Here is a 16,151-nt window from a genome sequence, read left to right on the forward strand (position 1 = left end):
CCTTATTTGTCCTCCAGCAGGTGAGTCGCAAAGTCGTTGCGCAGGGCATCGATGCCTTCCAGGCGATCGGCCGGGTCCGGCACGCGCAAGGTCAGGCAGGCGATCAACGCCTCGACCTGCGCCAGCGCCGGTACCATGGTGTCGAAAGGCGACGCCGATTCCACCGGCGCGCTGATGATCAGATCGGCCAACTCGCGCAGCGGCGAGGCGTAGACATCGGTGAACAGCACCACCCGCGCGTTGTTGTTCTTCGCCGCCTGCGCAACGCGCAAAGCTTGGGTCTGATAGCGCCGGTAGTCGAACACGAGCACCACGTCCTGACGTTGCAGATCGTATAAACGATCGGGCAGCAGGGCGTTGTCTTCCAGGGCGAAGCAGCCGGGACGCAGCAGGCGCAAGTGGTTGAGCAGGTAATTGGCCAGCAGAATGCTGAAGCGGCCACCGAAACAGTAGACCTGATGGCGGCTGTCGAGCAGCCATTCCACGAGGATGCGCACATCTTCAGGCTGGGTCAGGGCTTGGGTGTCGACCAGCAAACGGTGACTGTCGGCGAGGTAATGCGTCCAGGCATCGTCCTTGTTCTGCTGCGAGCGCGGCTGCAACAAGGTGCGCGGGGAACGCAGGCGATGGTCCATGTCGCTGAGCAGGGCTTCCTGGAATTCGGCATAACCGCCGAAACCGAGCTTTTTCACCAGACGCACGATGGTCGGATCGCTGACGCCGGCATGTTCGGCCAGTCGCGCCATAGGCCCGAGACCGTTGCGCGGATACTGATCGAGCAGGGCGCGAACGACTTTGCGCTCCGACGGCGTCAGGTCCAGGCCGGGATCGGTGATCAGGTCTCTGAGAGGGGGCATCCGGGCTCCTGCTGGATGGGGGTGTCGAATTCGTTTCACAATCCGTTAAACGAGTATTTATGTAATGGGCATTACATGTCTAGCGAATTTTTGTACAGGTTTTCCGAGCACCAAAAGTGTGCAAGGTGCCCGTGTAATAAGGGCTACGTCGAAGTAACGCGCTGTTGTAGTCCTTTGCCGATTGCTATGTCAGACATTGCCTATCCCAAGCTCAGCGACTGGCCGGTGATAACCCTGAACGCCGAGGTTTTACGGCACAATGCGACGCGTATCGGCTGTGTGCCATTGTTTGTTTTATCATTCGACCGAGAACCTGCTCGTGCCAAGTAGCCGTTTGACACTGATTTGCCATGCGCGAACCGTCGCACAGAAACTGGCGCGTTTTCCTACGGACGAGCCTGTTGAAAATCTGGCTGTTCCGTCCGACGCGTTCAGGGCGCGATTGGCGGTAACGCGGCGGCTGGTGTGTGCCCCGGAGTTGCGGACTCAGCAAACGGCGGTGTGGTTTGGCGCTGATGCAGAGATTGATCAAGCCCTGCGCGATTGCGATTGGGGACGCTGGCACGGCCAATCGATCAAGGATCTGCAAGCCAACGAAAACCAGGCTTTGCAAGCCTGGCTGGCCGATCCTGAAGCGGCACCCCATGGCGGCGAGTCAGTCAGGCAACTGACGCAGCGGGTGGCAAAGTGGCTGGACACAATCGCTGCAACGCCTGGGCATGTCGTGGCGGTGACTCATCCGTTCGTCATGCGCGCGGCGCTGATGCAGGTGCTGCAGGGCGCGGCGTTCCACGCAATCGACATCGAACCGCTGGCGATGATCGACTTGCGCTTCAATGGCATCTGGCGGCTACGCTTGCCGGGCATGGCCCTTGACGAGGAATTCTGATGAAGCAGCTGCTGGTCATCGGCATTGGCGCCGGCAATCCGGACTACATCACCATGCAGGCGGTGAAAGCGCTGAATCGGGTCGATGTGTTCTTTCTGCTGGATAAAGGCCAGAGCAAGCAGACGCTGATCGATCTGCGCCGGGAGGTCTGCGAGCGCTACATCACCGGCCACGCTTATCGCTTTGTCGAAGCCAGCAGCCCGGAGCGCGAGCGCGGCGATGTCGACTACACGGCGAGCGTCGATGCACTGAATCGCGCCAAGCAGCAGACGTTCGAACAGCTGATCAATGAAGAGTTGTCCGAAGGCCAGTGTGGCGGATTCCTGATCTGGGGCGATCCGGCGTTATACGACAGCACATTGCGGATTCTTCAGGCGATTCAGGCATCAGGCCGCTGTCAGTTTGAATACGAAGTGATACCCGGGATCACCAGCGTTCAGGCCCTGGCTGCGCAGCACAAAATACCTTTGAACACGATTGGTCGCTCAGTAGAAATCACCACAGGCCGGCGATTGGCGGCGGGGCAGGTGAGTGAAGCGGACAGTCTGGTGGTGATGCTCGATGCCGAGGATTCCTACCAGCGGGTGGCGGATCGGCAGACCGAGATTTTCTGGGGCGCTTACCTGGGCACGCCGGACGAGATACTGATCAGCGGCCGGCTGGCGGATGTCGCCGATGAGATCGAACGGGTGCGCAAAGCGGCGCGGGCCGAGCATGGGTGGATCATGGATACCTATCTGTTGCGCAAGCCTTGAGTTCTCAGTGGCTGTACCGGCCCTATCGCGAGCAGGCTCACTCCTACATTTGAAATGCGTCCCCCCTGCAGGAGTGAGCCTGCTCGCGATGACGGTGGTCCATTCGATACGAATTTCGGACAGGCAAAAAGAAACCCGATGCAACGCAGTCACCAGTTCCCCTCACCCCAGCCCTCTCCCGGGGGGAGAGGGAGCCGACCGAGGTGTCTTGCGTCAGACATCGACCTGAATGACCGAGTCGATTATGGATTCAACTCAGCTCGTTCAGGCCGACATCACTCCTGCGCATTCCCCGATCAGTTCCCTCTCCCTCTGGGAGAGGGCTAGGGTGAGGGGCTTTTGAGCAGGCTAACGCGGATGTCGTGGCTAAACGCGTTCCAGCGCCAGCGCCACACCCTGACCGCCGCCAATGCACAAGGTCGCCAGTCCTTTTTTCGCATCACGCTTGAGCATTTCATGCAGCAATGTCACCAGCACGCGGCAGCCCGATGCGCCGATCGGATGACCGAGGGCGATGGCGCCGCCGTTGACGTTGACTTTGTCCAGATCCCATTGCAGGTCTTTGGCCACGGCCAGCGATTGCGCGGCGAACGCTTCGTTGGCTTCGATCAGGTCGAGCTGGTCGATGTTCCAGCCGGCCTTTTCAAGGCAGCGACGGGTCGCCGATACCGGGCCGATGCCCATGATCGCCGGGTCGACGCCAGCGTTGGCGTACGCAGCGATTTTGGCCAGAACCGGCAGGCCCAGCGCTTTGGCTTTCTCGGCACTCATCAGAATCACAGCGGCGGCACCGTCGTTCAGCGACGAGGCATTGCCAGCGGTGACGCTGCCGTCCTTTTTGAACGCCGGACGCAGTTTTGCCAGGGATTCTGCGCTGGTATCGCCGCGTGGCTGCTCGTCGACCTTGAACGCGACAGGATCGCCTTTGCGCTGCGGGATCAGGATCGGCGTGATCTCATCAACGAAGCGCCCGGCCTCGATCGCAGCGGCAGCTTTCTGCTGAGACGCGGCAGCAAAGGCGTCCTGCTGTTCGCGGCTGATCTGGTATTTGTCGACCAGATTCTCGGCAGTGATGCCCATGTGGTAATCGTTGAACGCATCCCACAGGCCATCGCTGATCATGGTGTCGACGATTTGCGCGTGACCCATGCGCAAACCGGTGCGCGCGCCCGGCATGATGTAGTTGGACAGGCTCATGTTCTCCTGACCGCCGGCGATGATCACCTCGGCGTCGCCGCAACGGATCGCTTGCGCGCCCAGGTGCAGAGCCTTGAGGCCCGAACCGCAAACCTTGTTCAGGGTCATGGCCGGTACGGCATGGGGCAGGCCAGCCTTGATCGCGGCCTGACGTGCCGGGTTCTGCCCGGCGCCAGCGGTCAGCACCTGACCCATGATCACTTCATCGACCTGCGCAGCGTCGAGGCCGGTCTGCTCAAGCAACTGGCGGATCACCGCCGCGCCCAGATCTACGGCGGACACGCTGGTCAGGGAGCCCTGAAAACTGCCGATCGCGGTACGCGTGGCGGCAACAATGACGACGTCTTGCATTTTCGAATTCCTCACTCGGCAGCGAACTGCATTTCCGGTACGTGATCCGGGACGATCAGTTTACCAGCGGTTTTGGCGACGATTTCCTCGACGCTGACGCCAGGTGCGCGTTCCTTGAGGACAAAAGCGCCATTTTCGATTTCCAGATAGGCGAGGTCGGTCAGCACGCGCTTGATGCAGCCGGCACCGGTCAGCGGCAGGCTGCATTTGGCCAGCAGCTTGGACTCACCGTCCTTGGACGCGTGGGTCATGATGACAATGATGTTGTCGGCGCCGGCCACCAGATCCATCGCGCCGCCCATGCCCTTGACCAGTTTGCCGGGGATCATCCACGAAGCGATGTTGCCTTCAACATCCACTTCAAAGGCGCCAAGCACGGTCAGGTCGACATGGCCGCCACGGATCATCGCGAAGGATTCGGCGGAATTGAATATCGACGCGCCGATCCGTGCCGTCACCGTTTGTTTACCGGCGTTGATCATGTCGGCATCGATGGTTTCTTCGGTCGGGAACGGACCCATGCCGAGCAGGCCGTTTTCCGATTGCAGCATGACTTCCATGCCTTCGGGGATGTAGTTGGCGACCAGCGTCGGAATGCCGATGCCGAGGTTGACGTAGTAGCCGTCCTGCATTTCGCGGGCGACGCGCTGAGCCATTTGTTCGCGGGTAAGTGCCATGTTGTTGTTCTCCGTAGGCCTGAATTATTTGCGGATGGTGCGCTGTTCGATGCGTTTTTCGAACGTGCCGCAAATGACCCGGTCGACGTAGATGCCCGGGGTGTGGATCTGCGTCGGGTCGAGTTCGCCGGGCTCGACGATTTCTTCGACTTCGACCACGGTGATCTTGCCGGCGGTGGCGGCCAGCGGGTTGAAGTTCTGCGCGGTGTGGCGGTAAACGACGTTACCGAAATGGTCGGCCTTCCAGCCTTTGACGATAGCGAAGTCGCCGGTGATGGACTCTTCCATCAGGTACTTGCGACCCTTGAATTCACGCACTTCCTTGCCTTCGGCAACTGGAGTGCCGACGCCAGTGGCGGTGAAGAACGCCGGAATGCCAGCGCCGCCCGCGCGCATTTTCTCGGCGAGGGTGCCTTGCGGGGTGAGGATAACTTCAATCTCGCCCTTGAGCAGTTGCTCTTCGAACAGCTTGTTTTCGCCGACGTAAGAGGCGATGACCTTGCTGATCTGGCGGTCGGTGAGCAGCACGCCAAGGCCGAAACCATCAACGCCGCAGTTGTTGGAGACGACGGTGAGATCGCGGGTGCCCTTGCGCTTGATCTCGGCGATCAGGTTTTCCGGAATGCCGCACAGACCAAAGCCGCCGGCGATAACGGTCATACCGTCTTCCAGCCCGGCCATCGCTTCCTCGTAGGAATACACACGCTTGTCGAAACCTGCCATAGGCACCTCTTTTATTATTTGCGGGCGGCTGGCTAGCCGAATGACTGGAGTGTCTCTCTGTGGAATATATTTGTTAAGTTGATTTTTGCGGTTGATTGATTGATAAATCTCACTAATACGCGTTCGGCGATGATCGTTCCCACGCTCCGCGTGGGAATGCCTCCAGGGACGCTCCGCGTCCAGTGACGCGGAGCGTCACGGGCTGCATTCCCACGCAGGAGCGTGGGAACGATCAGGGCCATCGCATCACGGCTTGCAGCTTGACGCTTGCGGCTTAGAACTGGAGCAAAGCGACCATGACCATCAAACAGATCCGTGCCTTTCTCGCCGTGGCCCATAGCCTGAGCTTCGCCGTGGCCTGCGAGCGTCTGCACCTGTCGCAGTCAGCGCTCAGCCTGACCATCAAGGCGCTGGAGGAGGGTTTGGGCGGGCGTTTGTTCAGTCGCAACACGCGCAATGTCGCGCTGACCCCGGAAGGCGAATCCCTGCTGCCACTGGCGCGCCGCTTGATCGCCGATTGGGACAACGCCGAAGACGAGATGCGCCAGCGTTTCAGCCTCCAGCGCGGACGCGTGACGCTGGCGGCGATGCCGTCATTTGCCGGCAATCTGCTGCCGCCGATTCTCAAGAGCTTCCGCGCGCGTTATCCGAACGTCAACGTCACGGTCAACGACGTGATCAACGAGCAAGTGCTGGAAATGGTCCGCGATCGTCAGGTTGAACTCGGTGTGGCGTTCGCGCCGATGCAGAGCACTTCGATGACATTCACGCCTTTGTATGTCGATCGCTTTGTCGCCGTGGTGCCGGCCGATTCAGCACTGGCCGGTCGCGCCGACATCGATTGGCAGACCTTGCTGGAGCAACCGTTCATCACCCTGCAGCGGCCATCGACCGTGCGGGTCATGCTGGAAGAGCATTTGCAGGCGCGCGGAATGAAGTTGCCGGTGGAGTTCGAGAGCCATCAATTGGCGACCGTCGGGCGCATGGTTGCCAGCGGGCTTGGGGTCAGCGCGGTGCCGGCATTGTGCGCGGGGCAGATGCGCGAGCTCGGTGCGCATTGCCTGACCTTGAATGACTCTGTGGAGCGGGCGATTGGCGTGTTGACCGAGCCGGGCAATGAGCTGTCGGCGGCGGCGCAGGCGTTGTTCGAGATTCTCAAGGCTGAAGATTTGCAGCGCCAGTTCGATTTCCCCCTCACCCCGGGAGCGCGGAAACAGAGCGCCGAACGCTGATTCAGTGTGGGAGCGAGCCTGCTCGCGAAGAACGATAACGCGGTCTAAGCCTTGGCCACTCGCCACAGATACCAGGCCGCGACCGTCCGATAAGGCGTCCACGCCTGGCCAATCTCGATCATCTGTTTGCGCGTCGGCTGCACCTCCAGTCCCTTCAGGCGCCGATAACCCTCGCGCACGCCAAAATCATCCGCCGGCAGGATATCCATGCGTTCGAGGCTGTAGATCAACAGCATCTCCACGGTCCAGCGGCCGACACCGCGCAGGCTGGTCAGGCGTTCGATCAGGGTTTCATCGTCCATCGCCCGTGCAGTCGGGTAATCCGGCACCACGCCGTCCAGAGTCGCCTGGGCTATCCCTTGAATCGTCGCAATCTTGCTCGCCGAGAAACCACAAGCACGCAGGCGCTCGACCTCGGTAGCCAGAATCTGCTGCGGACGCGGAAACGCCTGGCCGGGGAATAACTCCACCAAACGCCCAAGGATCGCATCGCCGGCCTTGGCGTGCAGTTGCTGATAGGCAATCGCCCGGACCAGCGATTCATAGGGATCGCGCGCCGGATGTGGCTGATGCAGGCACGGGCCGACGGCGCTGACATGGCGCTGCCAGTCAGTGTCTATCGCGGCCAGAAAAGCGCTGGCCATCTCACACATGTCAGCCATGTTGCGGTGATTCGGACATACCCATCGAAATCCCTGTTTGCGCGTTGGATTGCATGGCTCAAAAAGCCAATTGTTGAGTCATTTGCAGCGCGGCGTTTTCCAGCCTGAGCAGGAACGCCTTGCGCGGTTGTCCGCCACCATAACCGGTCAGCGAGCCGTCTGCGCCGATCACTCGGTGACACGGGACCACGATCGACAGACGATTGTGCCCGTTGGCCAGGCCGACCGCGCGGCTGGCGCCGGGTTTGCCCAGGCCCGCCGCGATAGCGCCGTAAGTGCTGGTATGGCCGTAGGGGATTTGCCGCAGCGCCGCCCACACCTCTTGGGCGAATGCGCTGCCGGGCAGGTGCAACGCCACGCTGAACTCGGTGAGTTTGCCGGCGAAGTAATCCGCCAGTTGCACTTCGATTTGCTGCAAGTGCGCGTTATGCCCCGGCGCGACTGCGTAGCCATAACGGTTTTGCAGGGCTTCGACTTCGCGGGTCAGTGCCGGTCGATCGAGAAATTCCAGCAACACCAGCCCACGGCGCTCGGCCATGGCGATCATCGGCCCCAGCGGCGTGGTCAGGCGGGTGAACAGCAACGGTTCACTATTGGCCGCGCGGCCCGGGGTGATATGGAAGGACTTCTGAAACGCGTCGCGAAAACCACTGAGCGACTCGTAGCCGGAGTCGAACGCGGCGTGATCGATCGAAGTGCCTTGCCTGATCCCGCCCAGGGCCATGCCGAGGCGCCGTGTGCGCAGCCAGGCGTGGAAAGTCATACCGAAGTGCTGCTTGAACCAGCGTCGCAGTTTCAGCGGTTCGATGCCCTCGCCGAGCAATTGCGCATCGCTCCAGCGCCGTTCGGGATCGGCGTCCACCGCATTCAGCAGGCGCTGCACCCAGTCCGGGGCGATGGCCGCTGCGTCCAGCGGTTTGCAGCGCAGGCAGGCGCGGTAACCGGCGCACAGGCATTCGTCGGCGTGGGCGAAGAATTCGACGTTCTCCGGTTTCGGCTTGCGCGCCGTGCAACTGGGGCGGCAAAAGATCCCGGTGGTTTTCACGGCGGTGAAGAACACGCCTTCATAGGCAGTGTCGCGCTCGAGCATGGCGCGAACCATTTCGGCGTGGGGCGGCAGGACAGCGGCTGGTATGTTCATGGCCAGAGAGTAAATCCGCTTTGTCGATGGCTCCACCGAAAAATCGACAGTGAATTTTTTCCCTTGTGCAGCACAATGAGCGGGTTGCCGCTTTCCAGGAAGCCAAACCATGCAGCCGTTTTCCATTCAGCACATCGATCATATCGTCCTGCGCGTCGCCGACCTGCAACGCAGCATCGATTTCTACGCCAGGGTGTTCGGCGCCGAAGTGGTCAGGCATAACCAGCCGCTGGGGCTAGTGCACCTGCGGGCCGGCACGTCGATGATCGATCTGGTCGACTTGCACGGCGAACTCGGGCGCAAGGGCGGTGGCGCGGCGCAGGAGCAGCGACGCAATGTCGATCACTTCTGCCTGCGCATCGAGCCGTTCGACGAAGCGGCGCTGGTCGCTCACTTGCAATCCTTTGGCTTGAGCGTGGAAAAAGCCGCCAGGCGTTTCGGCGCCGAAGGTTACGGCCTGTCGCTGTACTGCTTCGACCCGGACGGCAATCAGATCGAACTCAAGGGCGCGTCCGAGACTGCTCAGCCAGACGTTTCCTGAAGCAACAGTTCGCTCACTTGCGCCAGCGCCGAGCGGCTGTTTTGCGGTTGTTCAGACGCTTGCCCGAACAGCGCCAACTGCCGGTCGGCGCTGGTGCCGCTGGCGATGATCGCCCGCGCACGTTCGAACAACTGCGGCGCGTCCAACGCATGCGCGGTATCGGCAAAGCGCTGCTCGGCCAGTTCCAGCCACTGCGCGATCGAACAGTCGCCGTCGATGCCTTCGACCAGAAAACGCGCATGAATCCCTAAACGTTTGGCGCGCCAGCGGTTCTCTTCCAGCATCGAACGTGCGGTCTGGTCATACAGCAAGCCCGGCCGCCGTTGTGCACTGGCGTGCGCGACCAATACGCGAAAAAACGCCGCCAGGGTCAGTGCATCGTCGACCCGAGGGCAGGCGTCGGTCATGCGCAATTCGAGAGTCGGGTAACGCGCTGCCGGACGCACGCCCCACCAACATTCGCCCGGCTGGCTGATCGCACCGATGCGGATGAGAAACGCCAGATGCTCGTCGTAATGGCGCTGATCGGCAAACAGCGGCGGGATGCCCATGCGTGGCCACTCGTCACACGCGGTCTGCCGATAGCTCATGAACCCGCTGGCGGCGCCATCCCAGATCGGCGACGAGCAGCTCAATGCCAGGAGTAACGGCGTCCACGGCAGCACTTCGTTCATCACCGCGACGCGATCCAGCGGCTCTGCCACCTCGACGTGCACGTGCAGGCCGGACAGCACGCTGCGCCGGGCAACATGGCCGTAGTGTTCGAACAGGTGATGGAAATGCTCTTCGTCAGTCGGGACTTGTTCGCGCCAGTCGGCCAGCGGGTGACTGCCGGCGCTGAGCACGCCCAGACCAAACGGCTCAAGGGCGGCGCGCAAGGCTTGACGGCTGCCGCGGAGGAAATCGCCGGCGTGCTCGAAGTCGCTGAACACCGGCGAAGCCACTTCGATCTGCCCCTGAAACATTTCCGTGGCAAACCGCGGACCCAGCCTCGCCCGGCACGCCTCGATGGCCTGCAGCGACGGGCTGCCGACCATGCATAGGGTCTGCAGGTCAGTGATGAAATATTCTTCCTCAATGCCGAATCGCGGGGCGCTCATGGCGGTGCTCAAAGACTGTTTCTCATGGGAACCGCGCGTGACAGCCGTGGTTCAAGCCAGGCGACCAGCGCCCGAATGCACCGTTGGTCTTTTCCATTGCACTTGAGCGATAACGGCGATTCCAAACAAGTCCGATCAACGTTTTCTGGAGGCAGAAATGACCCATCCATCCAGCAACGACAAAGCGCTCAACGAAGACATTAATCCCAACGACGACGGTTTCGTCATCGGCACCGCCGGGCGCGATGAAGACCCCAACGCCACCACCGACGGGCAGGTCCGTCGTGACAACGAAGATGTCATGACACCCGAAGATACTCGCGGTCTGCCCGGTTATCCCGGCGCGGAAAAGAACAACCCTTCGAAACCGGTTCCCGACAGCAGCGTACCGGCCAATGGTGATCCATCCGTGCAAAACGACAGCGCCGACTAAACTGGCGCTATCGCCGACAGAGCCCAAGGAGGCCCCATGAACAACCCGATGCGCCATTGGGCGCTGCTCGCCTTGACCCTTTCGGTCGGTATCAGCCAGGCCTATGCCGAACCCGCCAAACGCGTCGACGTGATGCTGGTCGGCGGCGGCATCATGAGTTCGACGCTGGCGGTCTGGCTCAGTGAACTGGAGCCGGGTTGGTCGATGGAAATGGTCGAGCGTCTGGACAAGGTCGCCGAGGAAAGCTCCAACGGCTGGAACAACGCCGGCACCGGCCACTCGGCGCTTGCCGAACTGAACTACACGCCGGAAAAGGACGGCAAGGTCGATATCACCAAGGCTGTCGAGATCAACGAGGCGTTCCAGATCACCCGGCAGTTCCTCGCCTGGCAGGTGAAAACCGGCGTGCTGAAGAATCCGCGCTCGTTCATCAACTCCACGCCGCACATGAGTTTTGTCTGGGGCGACGACAACATTCGTTTCCTGAAGAAACGCTACGAGGCGCTGCAGGCCAGTCCGCTGTTCCGCCCGATGCAATATTCGGAAGACCCGCAGCAGATCAAACAATGGGTGCCGCTGATGATGGAAGGGCGCGACCCGACACAGAAAATCGCCGCCACCTGGACGCCGATCGGCACCGACGTCAATTTCGGCGAGATCACCCGCCAGTTCGTCAGCCATCTGCAAAGCCGCGACAACTTCAACCTCAAGCTGTCCACGGAAGTGCGCGACATCACGCGCAACGACGATGGCTCGTGGCACGTTGAGTACAAGAACCTCAAGGACGGCACCACGGCCGCCACCGACGCGAAATTCCTGTTTATCGGAGCGGGCGGGGCGGCGTTGCCGCTGCTGCAGAAGTCCGGTATTGAGGAAGCGAAAGACTACGCCGGGTTCCCGGTGGGTGGTTCTTTCCTGGTCACGGATAATCCCGAAGTCGCGCAACAGCACATGGCCAAGGCCTATGGGATCGCTTCGACCGGCGCGCCACCGATGTCGGTGCCGCACCTCGATACGCGAGTGCTCGATGGCAAACGGGTAATTCTGTTTGGGCCGTTCGCGACGTTCTCCACCAAGTTCTTGAAAGAGGGTTCGTATTTTGATCTGCCGGCCAGTACGACCCTGCACAATCTTTGGCCGATGGTTCGGGTCGGCGTGCGCGAGTTCGATCTGGTGCAATACCTCGCCGGCCAGTTGATGCAGTCCGATGACGACCGTTTCGAGGCGCTGCGCACCTACTTCCCCCATGCGAAGAAAGAGCAGTGGCGACTGTGGCAGGCCGGCCAGCGCGTGCAGATCATCAAGAAGGATGAGCAGCAGGGCGGGGTGCTCAAGCTCGGTACCGAAGTGGTCGCGTCGAAGGATGGCAGCATTGCCGGACTGCTCGGCGCGTCGCCCGGGGCCTCGACAGCCGCGCCGATCATGCTCGACCTGATGGGCAAAGTGTTCAAGGAAAAACTGGCCTCGGCGCCGTGGCAGGACAAGCTGCGCCAGATCGTGCCCAGCTATGGCACGCGCCTGAACGAGCACCCGGACAAGGTCATGGAGGAGTGGCGCTACACCAGCGAAGTGTTGCAACTCACGCCGCCACCGGGCATCGATCAGGCTCCGGCGCAAAACCCTCCGGGCAATATCGACGCTGTGCAGCAGAAGAATCTGGACAGCGATCCCGACCTCAAGCCCTGAGACTGGCAGATGTGGCGCGGGTCGAACTTTTTTGATCCGGCGCCACTCTGAACGTGTCGTAGGGTCGCGGTTCGACAGAAAAAACGCTTCGGCAGGCAGAAAAAGCTGCGTGGCGTGATAAATTCCCCCCACGTCGAGCCCACCCAGAATGGCCCCTGCCGGGTCCCACCAAGAGCGATCTACATGCAAGCAAAGGCCCGTGAGGTTTATGTGCCACCGGTGCTGCAGGATCTGCGGGCCGGCACAGCCGAACTGCACATCGCACTGGAAAAACGCCTTCCTTTTTTCTCCGACACCCTCGATACCCCCGCTTTCGAGCGCTTGATGCAGGCCTATTACGGGTTCTATCAGCCGCTCGAACAGGCGTTGCTCGCCAGTGGCGCGGTCCCGGACGATTTCAATCTGCTGCCTCGTCTGAAGGCTGACACCCTGCGCGCCGACCTGCGCGCACTGGGGGCAACCGCTGATGATTTGCCGCTGTGTGAAGATCTGCCAGTCATTGACTCCAGCGCCGCCAGTCTCGGCGTTTTGTACGTGCTCGAAGGCGCGACTCTCGGCGGGCAGATCCTGCGTCGGGAGATCGCCGCGCGGCTGAATCTGGACGCCGACAATGGCGCTGCCTTCCTCGATGTCTACGGCGCGGCCACCGGGCGGCGCTGGCGCGAGTTCATCGAATACCTGAGCAACCGGCCCATGGCGGCCAGCGAACGCGCGGCCGTGGTCAGCGCAGCACAAATCACATTCAGCTGTTTCGAGCAGTGGCTCGAGCGCCAGGAGGTACTGGCATGAACCCGCAAGACCCACAAGCCTTTGAAGAACTGCTGGCCAACTGTGCCGACGAGCCGATCCGCTTTCCCGGCGCGATCCAGCCCCATGGACTGCTGCTGACCCTGACCGAGCCTGCGCTGCAGATCATTCAGGTCAGCGCCAACGTCGCAACCCTGCTGGCCCGTGCGCCCGAATCCTTGATCGGCCAGCCGCTGCCCAGCCTGATCGGCGCCGAACACACCGCGCAAGTGCTGCAAGCCTTGCAACAGGAGACGTTCTCCGAGGCGGCGCCCCTGCGTTTCGAGCTCAACGGCACTGAATTCGAAGGTTTGCTGCACCGCCATCAGGGCGTGCTGATTCTCGAGCTTGAGATTCATGTAAAGAATTTCCAGCCGCGCAACGTCGCCGGGGTCAATACCCACTTGGGCCGCATGCTCCAGCGCCTGCAAGCGGCGACCACGCTGCAGGCCCTGTACGACATCAGCGTCAAGGAAATCCAGGCGATGACCGGTTACGACCGGGTGCTGATCTATCGCTTCGAGGAGGAGGGCCACGGTCAGGTCATCGCCGAAGCGTCCGATCCGTCGATGGAAGTGTTCAACGGCCTGTTTTTCCCGGCTTCGGACATTCCCGAGCAGGCGCGCGAGCTGTACCGCACCAATTGGCTGCGGATCATCCCCAACGCCGATTATCAGCCGGTGCCACTGGTGCCGAAGCTGCGCCCGGACACGCAGACGCCGCTGGACCTCAGTTTCGCCACGCTGCGCAGCGTCTCGCCGATTCACTGCCAGTACATGAAGAACATGGGCGTGCTGTCGTCGATGAGCATTTCCCTGCTCAAGGGCGACAAGCTCTGGGGCCTGATCAGCTGCGGCAATCGCCAGCCGCTGCACGTGCCGCATGAATTGCGCATGGCCTGCCAGACCATCGGCCAGGTCTTGTCGTTGCAGATCAGCGCCATGGAAACCCTTGAACTGACCCGCCAGCGTGAAGAGAAGGTCGAAGCGCTGGCGCGGCTCAATCAGGCGATGGTCGATTCGCCGCAAAACGTCTTCGACGGCCTCGCCCAGCAGCCAGCGACGCTGATGGCGCTGGTCAATGCCGGCGGCATTGCGATCATCGAAGACAAGCAGTTGCACCGTTACGGCAACTGCCCTGAACCGGAAGAAATTCGCGCGCTGCACAAATGGTTGCAGGCGCGCGGCGAGCCGGTGTTCGCCAGCCATCACCTGTCCAGCGTTTACCCGCCGGCGGCGCAGTATCAGTCGGTGGCCAGTGGTGTGCTCGCCATGAGCCTGCCCAAACCGGTGGACAACGGCGTGCTGTGGTTCCGTCCGGAAGTGAAGGAAAACATCAACTGGAGCGGCGACCCGCGCAAGCCGCTGGATCTGGAAAACTCCGACGCCGGCCTGCGCCTGCGTCCGCGTACCTCGTTCGAGATCTGGAAAATCGAGATGGCCGGGATCTCCACCAAGTGGAGCCACGGTGACCGGTTCGCCGCCAACGATCTGCGCCGCTCGGCGCTGGAAAACGATCTGGCCCGTCAGGTACGTCGCGAGCAGGAGGCCGTGCAGGCACGGGATGATCTGGTGGCGGTGGTTTCCCACGACCTGCGCAACCCGATGACGGTGATTTCCATGCTCTGCGGCATGATGCAGAAAGCCTTCAGTTCGGAAGGCGCGCACACCTCGCGGCGCATCTCCACGGCGATCGACACCATGCAACAGGCCACGGCGCGGATGAACACGTTGCTGGAAGACCTGCTCGATACCTCGAAAATCGACGCCGGGCGCTACTCCATCACCCCGCAGGCGCTGGAGGTCGGGCACATCTTTGAAGAGGCCCAAGCGTTGCTGTCGCCGCTGGCCCATGACAAGGACATCAGCATTTCCTTCCTGGCCGATCCTGACCTGCGCATCCACGCCGACCCTGAGCGGCTGTTTCAGGTGTTGTCGAACCTGGTGGGCAACGCCATCAAATTCACCCCGCGCATGGGCACCGTGGGCGTACACGCGAAATCGGTGGGCGATGAGATCGTGTTTATCGTGCGTGACAGTGGCGAAGGCATTCCCAAGGAGCACTTGCCGCATGTGTTCGATCGTTACTGGACGATGAAGGAAGGCAACCCGACCGGCACGGGCCTGGGTTTGTATATTACCCAAGGCATCGTCGAAGCCCATGGCGGCCAGATCGTCGCCGAGAGCGAGCCGGGGCAGGGCAGCGAATTCCGCTTCACCGTGCCGCGCCTGGCCTGAGTGCCCCCTGTAGGTTTCGATCGTTCCCACGCTCTGAATGGGACGCAGAGCGTCCCGGGCTGCATTCCCACGCAGAGCGTGGGAACGATCAGATTCGCATCCTCAGGGTCATTTTCTTCAATACCGCAAATCCCCCGCTCGCTACCGTAGCCACCTCGTTCCTCGTTTGAAGCAGGTGTGCAATGAGTCTGATTCTTTCCATGGCGGCCTTTGCCCTCGCCGCATCCATCACCCCCGGGCCGGTCAATATCGTCGCCTTGAGTTCAGGCGCGCAGTACGGTTTCCGCGCCAGCCAGCGGCATGTGGCCGGGGCGACGCTGGGGTTTGTGCTGTTGCTGGTGCTGATGGGGCTGGGCCTGCATGAAGTTCTGCAGTTGTGGCCATTCATGACCCGCGTGGTGCAATGGGCCGGGGTGGCGTTTCTGTTGTTCATGGCCTGGAAACTGGCCAGCGATGACGGCCAGCTGCACGCCAGCGAGTCCGGCCGCGCGCCGTCGATGCTCTATGGCGCGGTGATGCAATGGCTTAACCCCAAGGCCTGGCTGGCATGCGTGGCCGGCATGGGCGCATTTGTCGCTGATGGCGAGGCGCGGCTGGTCTGGCAGTTTGCGGCGGTGTATCTGGTGATCTGTTATCTGTCGGTGGGCTGCTGGGCATATGCCGGGACGTTCTTGCGCGGGTATCTGAGCAATGCGGCGGTGATGCGCTGGTTCAATCGGTTGATGGCGTTGTTGCTGGCGGTGAGTGCGCTTTATTTGCTGTTCACTTGATTCACAGGCTCACCACAACCCCCTGTGGGAGCGAGCCTGCTCGCGAATGCGGTGGATCAGTCAGTGAAGTGTTGAATGACACACCGCTTTCGCGAGCAGGCTCGCTCCCACAAG

The 16,151-nt window shown here is 61.5% G+C and carries 16 protein-coding genes; 9 read left to right on the forward strand and 7 right to left on the reverse strand.

Going from position 1 to position 16,151, the window contains the following annotated elements; all coding sequences use genetic code 11:
- Positions 1 to 2: 2 nt before the first annotated feature.
- Complete coding sequence (locus HU724_RS11290; protein WP_186569212.1) at positions 3 to 857, reverse strand: MurR/RpiR family transcriptional regulator; 855 nt, start codon at positions 855 to 857, stop codon at positions 3 to 5.
- 259 nt (positions 858 to 1,116) lie between these two features.
- Here HU724_RS11290 and HU724_RS11295 point away from each other — a divergent pair, with 259 nt between their 5' ends.
- The gene (locus HU724_RS11295; RefSeq protein WP_189691508.1) at positions 1,117 to 1,746 is read left to right on the forward strand and encodes a histidine phosphatase family protein; all 630 of its coding nucleotides are present in this window, start codon (positions 1,117 to 1,119) and stop codon (positions 1,744 to 1,746) included.
- Positions 1,746 to 2,501 (forward strand): precorrin-6A synthase (deacetylating), encoded by a 756-nt coding sequence (gene cobF / locus HU724_RS11300; protein ID WP_186569214.1) that lies wholly within the window; start codon positions 1,746 to 1,748, stop codon positions 2,499 to 2,501. The genes HU724_RS11295 and cobF overlap by 1 nt, the downstream gene beginning before the upstream one ends.
- A 366-nt stretch (positions 2,502 to 2,867) precedes the next feature.
- Here the strand turns inward: cobF and HU724_RS11305 are convergent, their stop codons facing one another.
- The 3 genes from HU724_RS11305 to HU724_RS11315 are packed head-to-tail and all read right to left on the reverse strand — an operon-like array spanning position 2,868 to position 5,449.
- On the reverse strand, positions 2,868 to 4,049 hold the full coding sequence (locus HU724_RS11305; RefSeq protein ID WP_186569215.1) for an acetyl-CoA C-acetyltransferase: 1,182 nt from the start codon (positions 4,047 to 4,049) through the stop codon (positions 2,868 to 2,870).
- Between the two features lie 11 nt (positions 4,050 to 4,060).
- Positions 4,061 to 4,726, reverse strand: coding sequence for a CoA transferase subunit B (locus tag HU724_RS11310; RefSeq protein WP_039762320.1), 666 nt, complete (start codon positions 4,724 to 4,726; stop codon positions 4,061 to 4,063).
- A 24-nt stretch (positions 4,727 to 4,750) separates the two neighbouring features.
- Complete coding sequence (locus HU724_RS11315; protein ID WP_016774135.1) at positions 4,751 to 5,449, reverse strand: CoA transferase subunit A; 699 nt, start codon at positions 5,447 to 5,449, stop codon at positions 4,751 to 4,753.
- 296 nt (positions 5,450 to 5,745) lie between these two features.
- On the opposite strand from HU724_RS11315, the gene HU724_RS11320 reads away from it, so the two are divergent.
- Positions 5,746 to 6,681 (forward strand): LysR family transcriptional regulator, encoded by a 936-nt coding sequence (locus HU724_RS11320; protein ID WP_041478631.1) that lies wholly within the window; start codon positions 5,746 to 5,748, stop codon positions 6,679 to 6,681.
- Positions 6,682 to 6,725: 44 nt separating this feature from the next.
- Here HU724_RS11320 and HU724_RS11325 read toward each other — a convergent pair whose 3' ends face one another.
- Both HU724_RS11325 and HU724_RS11330 read right to left on the reverse strand, forming a co-directional pair.
- Positions 6,726 to 7,343: a DNA-3-methyladenine glycosylase family protein gene (locus HU724_RS11325; protein WP_186569216.1), complete on the reverse strand. Its 618-nt coding sequence runs from the start codon at positions 7,341 to 7,343 to the stop codon at positions 6,726 to 6,728.
- A 58-nt stretch (positions 7,344 to 7,401) separates the two neighbouring features.
- Positions 7,402 to 8,484: a bifunctional transcriptional activator/DNA repair enzyme AdaA gene (locus HU724_RS11330; RefSeq protein ID WP_186569217.1), complete on the reverse strand. Its 1,083-nt coding sequence runs from the start codon at positions 8,482 to 8,484 to the stop codon at positions 7,402 to 7,404.
- 109 nt (positions 8,485 to 8,593) lie between these two features.
- Here HU724_RS11330 and HU724_RS11335 point away from each other — a divergent pair, with 109 nt between their 5' ends.
- Entirely contained in the window at positions 8,594 to 9,025 is a 432-nt protein-coding gene (locus tag HU724_RS11335) for a VOC family protein (RefSeq protein ID WP_186569218.1), read from the forward strand.
- Here the strand turns inward: HU724_RS11335 and HU724_RS11340 are convergent.
- Positions 9,007 to 10,125 carry a carboxylate-amine ligase gene (locus HU724_RS11340; protein WP_186569219.1) on the reverse strand — a complete coding sequence of 373 codons (1,119 nt, stop codon included), beginning with the start codon at positions 10,123 to 10,125 and terminating at the stop codon, positions 9,007 to 9,009. The genes HU724_RS11335 and HU724_RS11340 overlap by 19 nt on opposite strands.
- 157 nt (positions 10,126 to 10,282) lie before the next feature.
- On the opposite strand from HU724_RS11340, the gene HU724_RS11345 reads away from it, so the two are divergent.
- The 5 genes from HU724_RS11345 to HU724_RS11365 all read left to right on the forward strand — a co-directional run bounded on the left by HU724_RS11345 (position 10,283) and on the right by HU724_RS11365 (position 16,037).
- Positions 10,283 to 10,558, forward strand: a complete 276-nt coding sequence (locus tag HU724_RS11345) for a hypothetical protein (RefSeq protein WP_133339836.1) — start codon at positions 10,283 to 10,285, stop codon at positions 10,556 to 10,558.
- 36 nt (positions 10,559 to 10,594) lie between these two features.
- The gene (mqo, locus tag HU724_RS11350; protein ID WP_186569220.1) at positions 10,595 to 12,244 is read left to right on the forward strand and encodes a malate dehydrogenase (quinone); all 1,650 of its coding nucleotides are present in this window, start codon (positions 10,595 to 10,597) and stop codon (positions 12,242 to 12,244) included.
- Between the two features lie 183 nt (positions 12,245 to 12,427).
- Positions 12,428 to 13,033 (forward strand): biliverdin-producing heme oxygenase, encoded by a 606-nt coding sequence (locus tag HU724_RS11355; RefSeq protein ID WP_016774141.1) that lies wholly within the window; start codon positions 12,428 to 12,430, stop codon positions 13,031 to 13,033.
- Complete coding sequence (locus tag HU724_RS11360; protein WP_186569221.1) at positions 13,030 to 15,267, forward strand: ATP-binding protein; 2,238 nt, start codon at positions 13,030 to 13,032, stop codon at positions 15,265 to 15,267. Before HU724_RS11355 ends, HU724_RS11360 begins: the two co-directional genes overlap by 4 nt.
- A 182-nt stretch (positions 15,268 to 15,449) precedes the next feature.
- On the forward strand, positions 15,450 to 16,037 hold the full coding sequence (locus tag HU724_RS11365; protein WP_186569222.1) for a LysE family translocator: 588 nt from the start codon (positions 15,450 to 15,452) through the stop codon (positions 16,035 to 16,037).
- Positions 16,038 to 16,151 lie beyond the last annotated feature (114 nt).

The organism is Pseudomonas iranensis (assembly GCF_014268585.2).
Classification (GTDB): Bacteria; Pseudomonadota; Gammaproteobacteria; order Pseudomonadales; family Pseudomonadaceae; genus Aquipseudomonas; species Aquipseudomonas iranensis.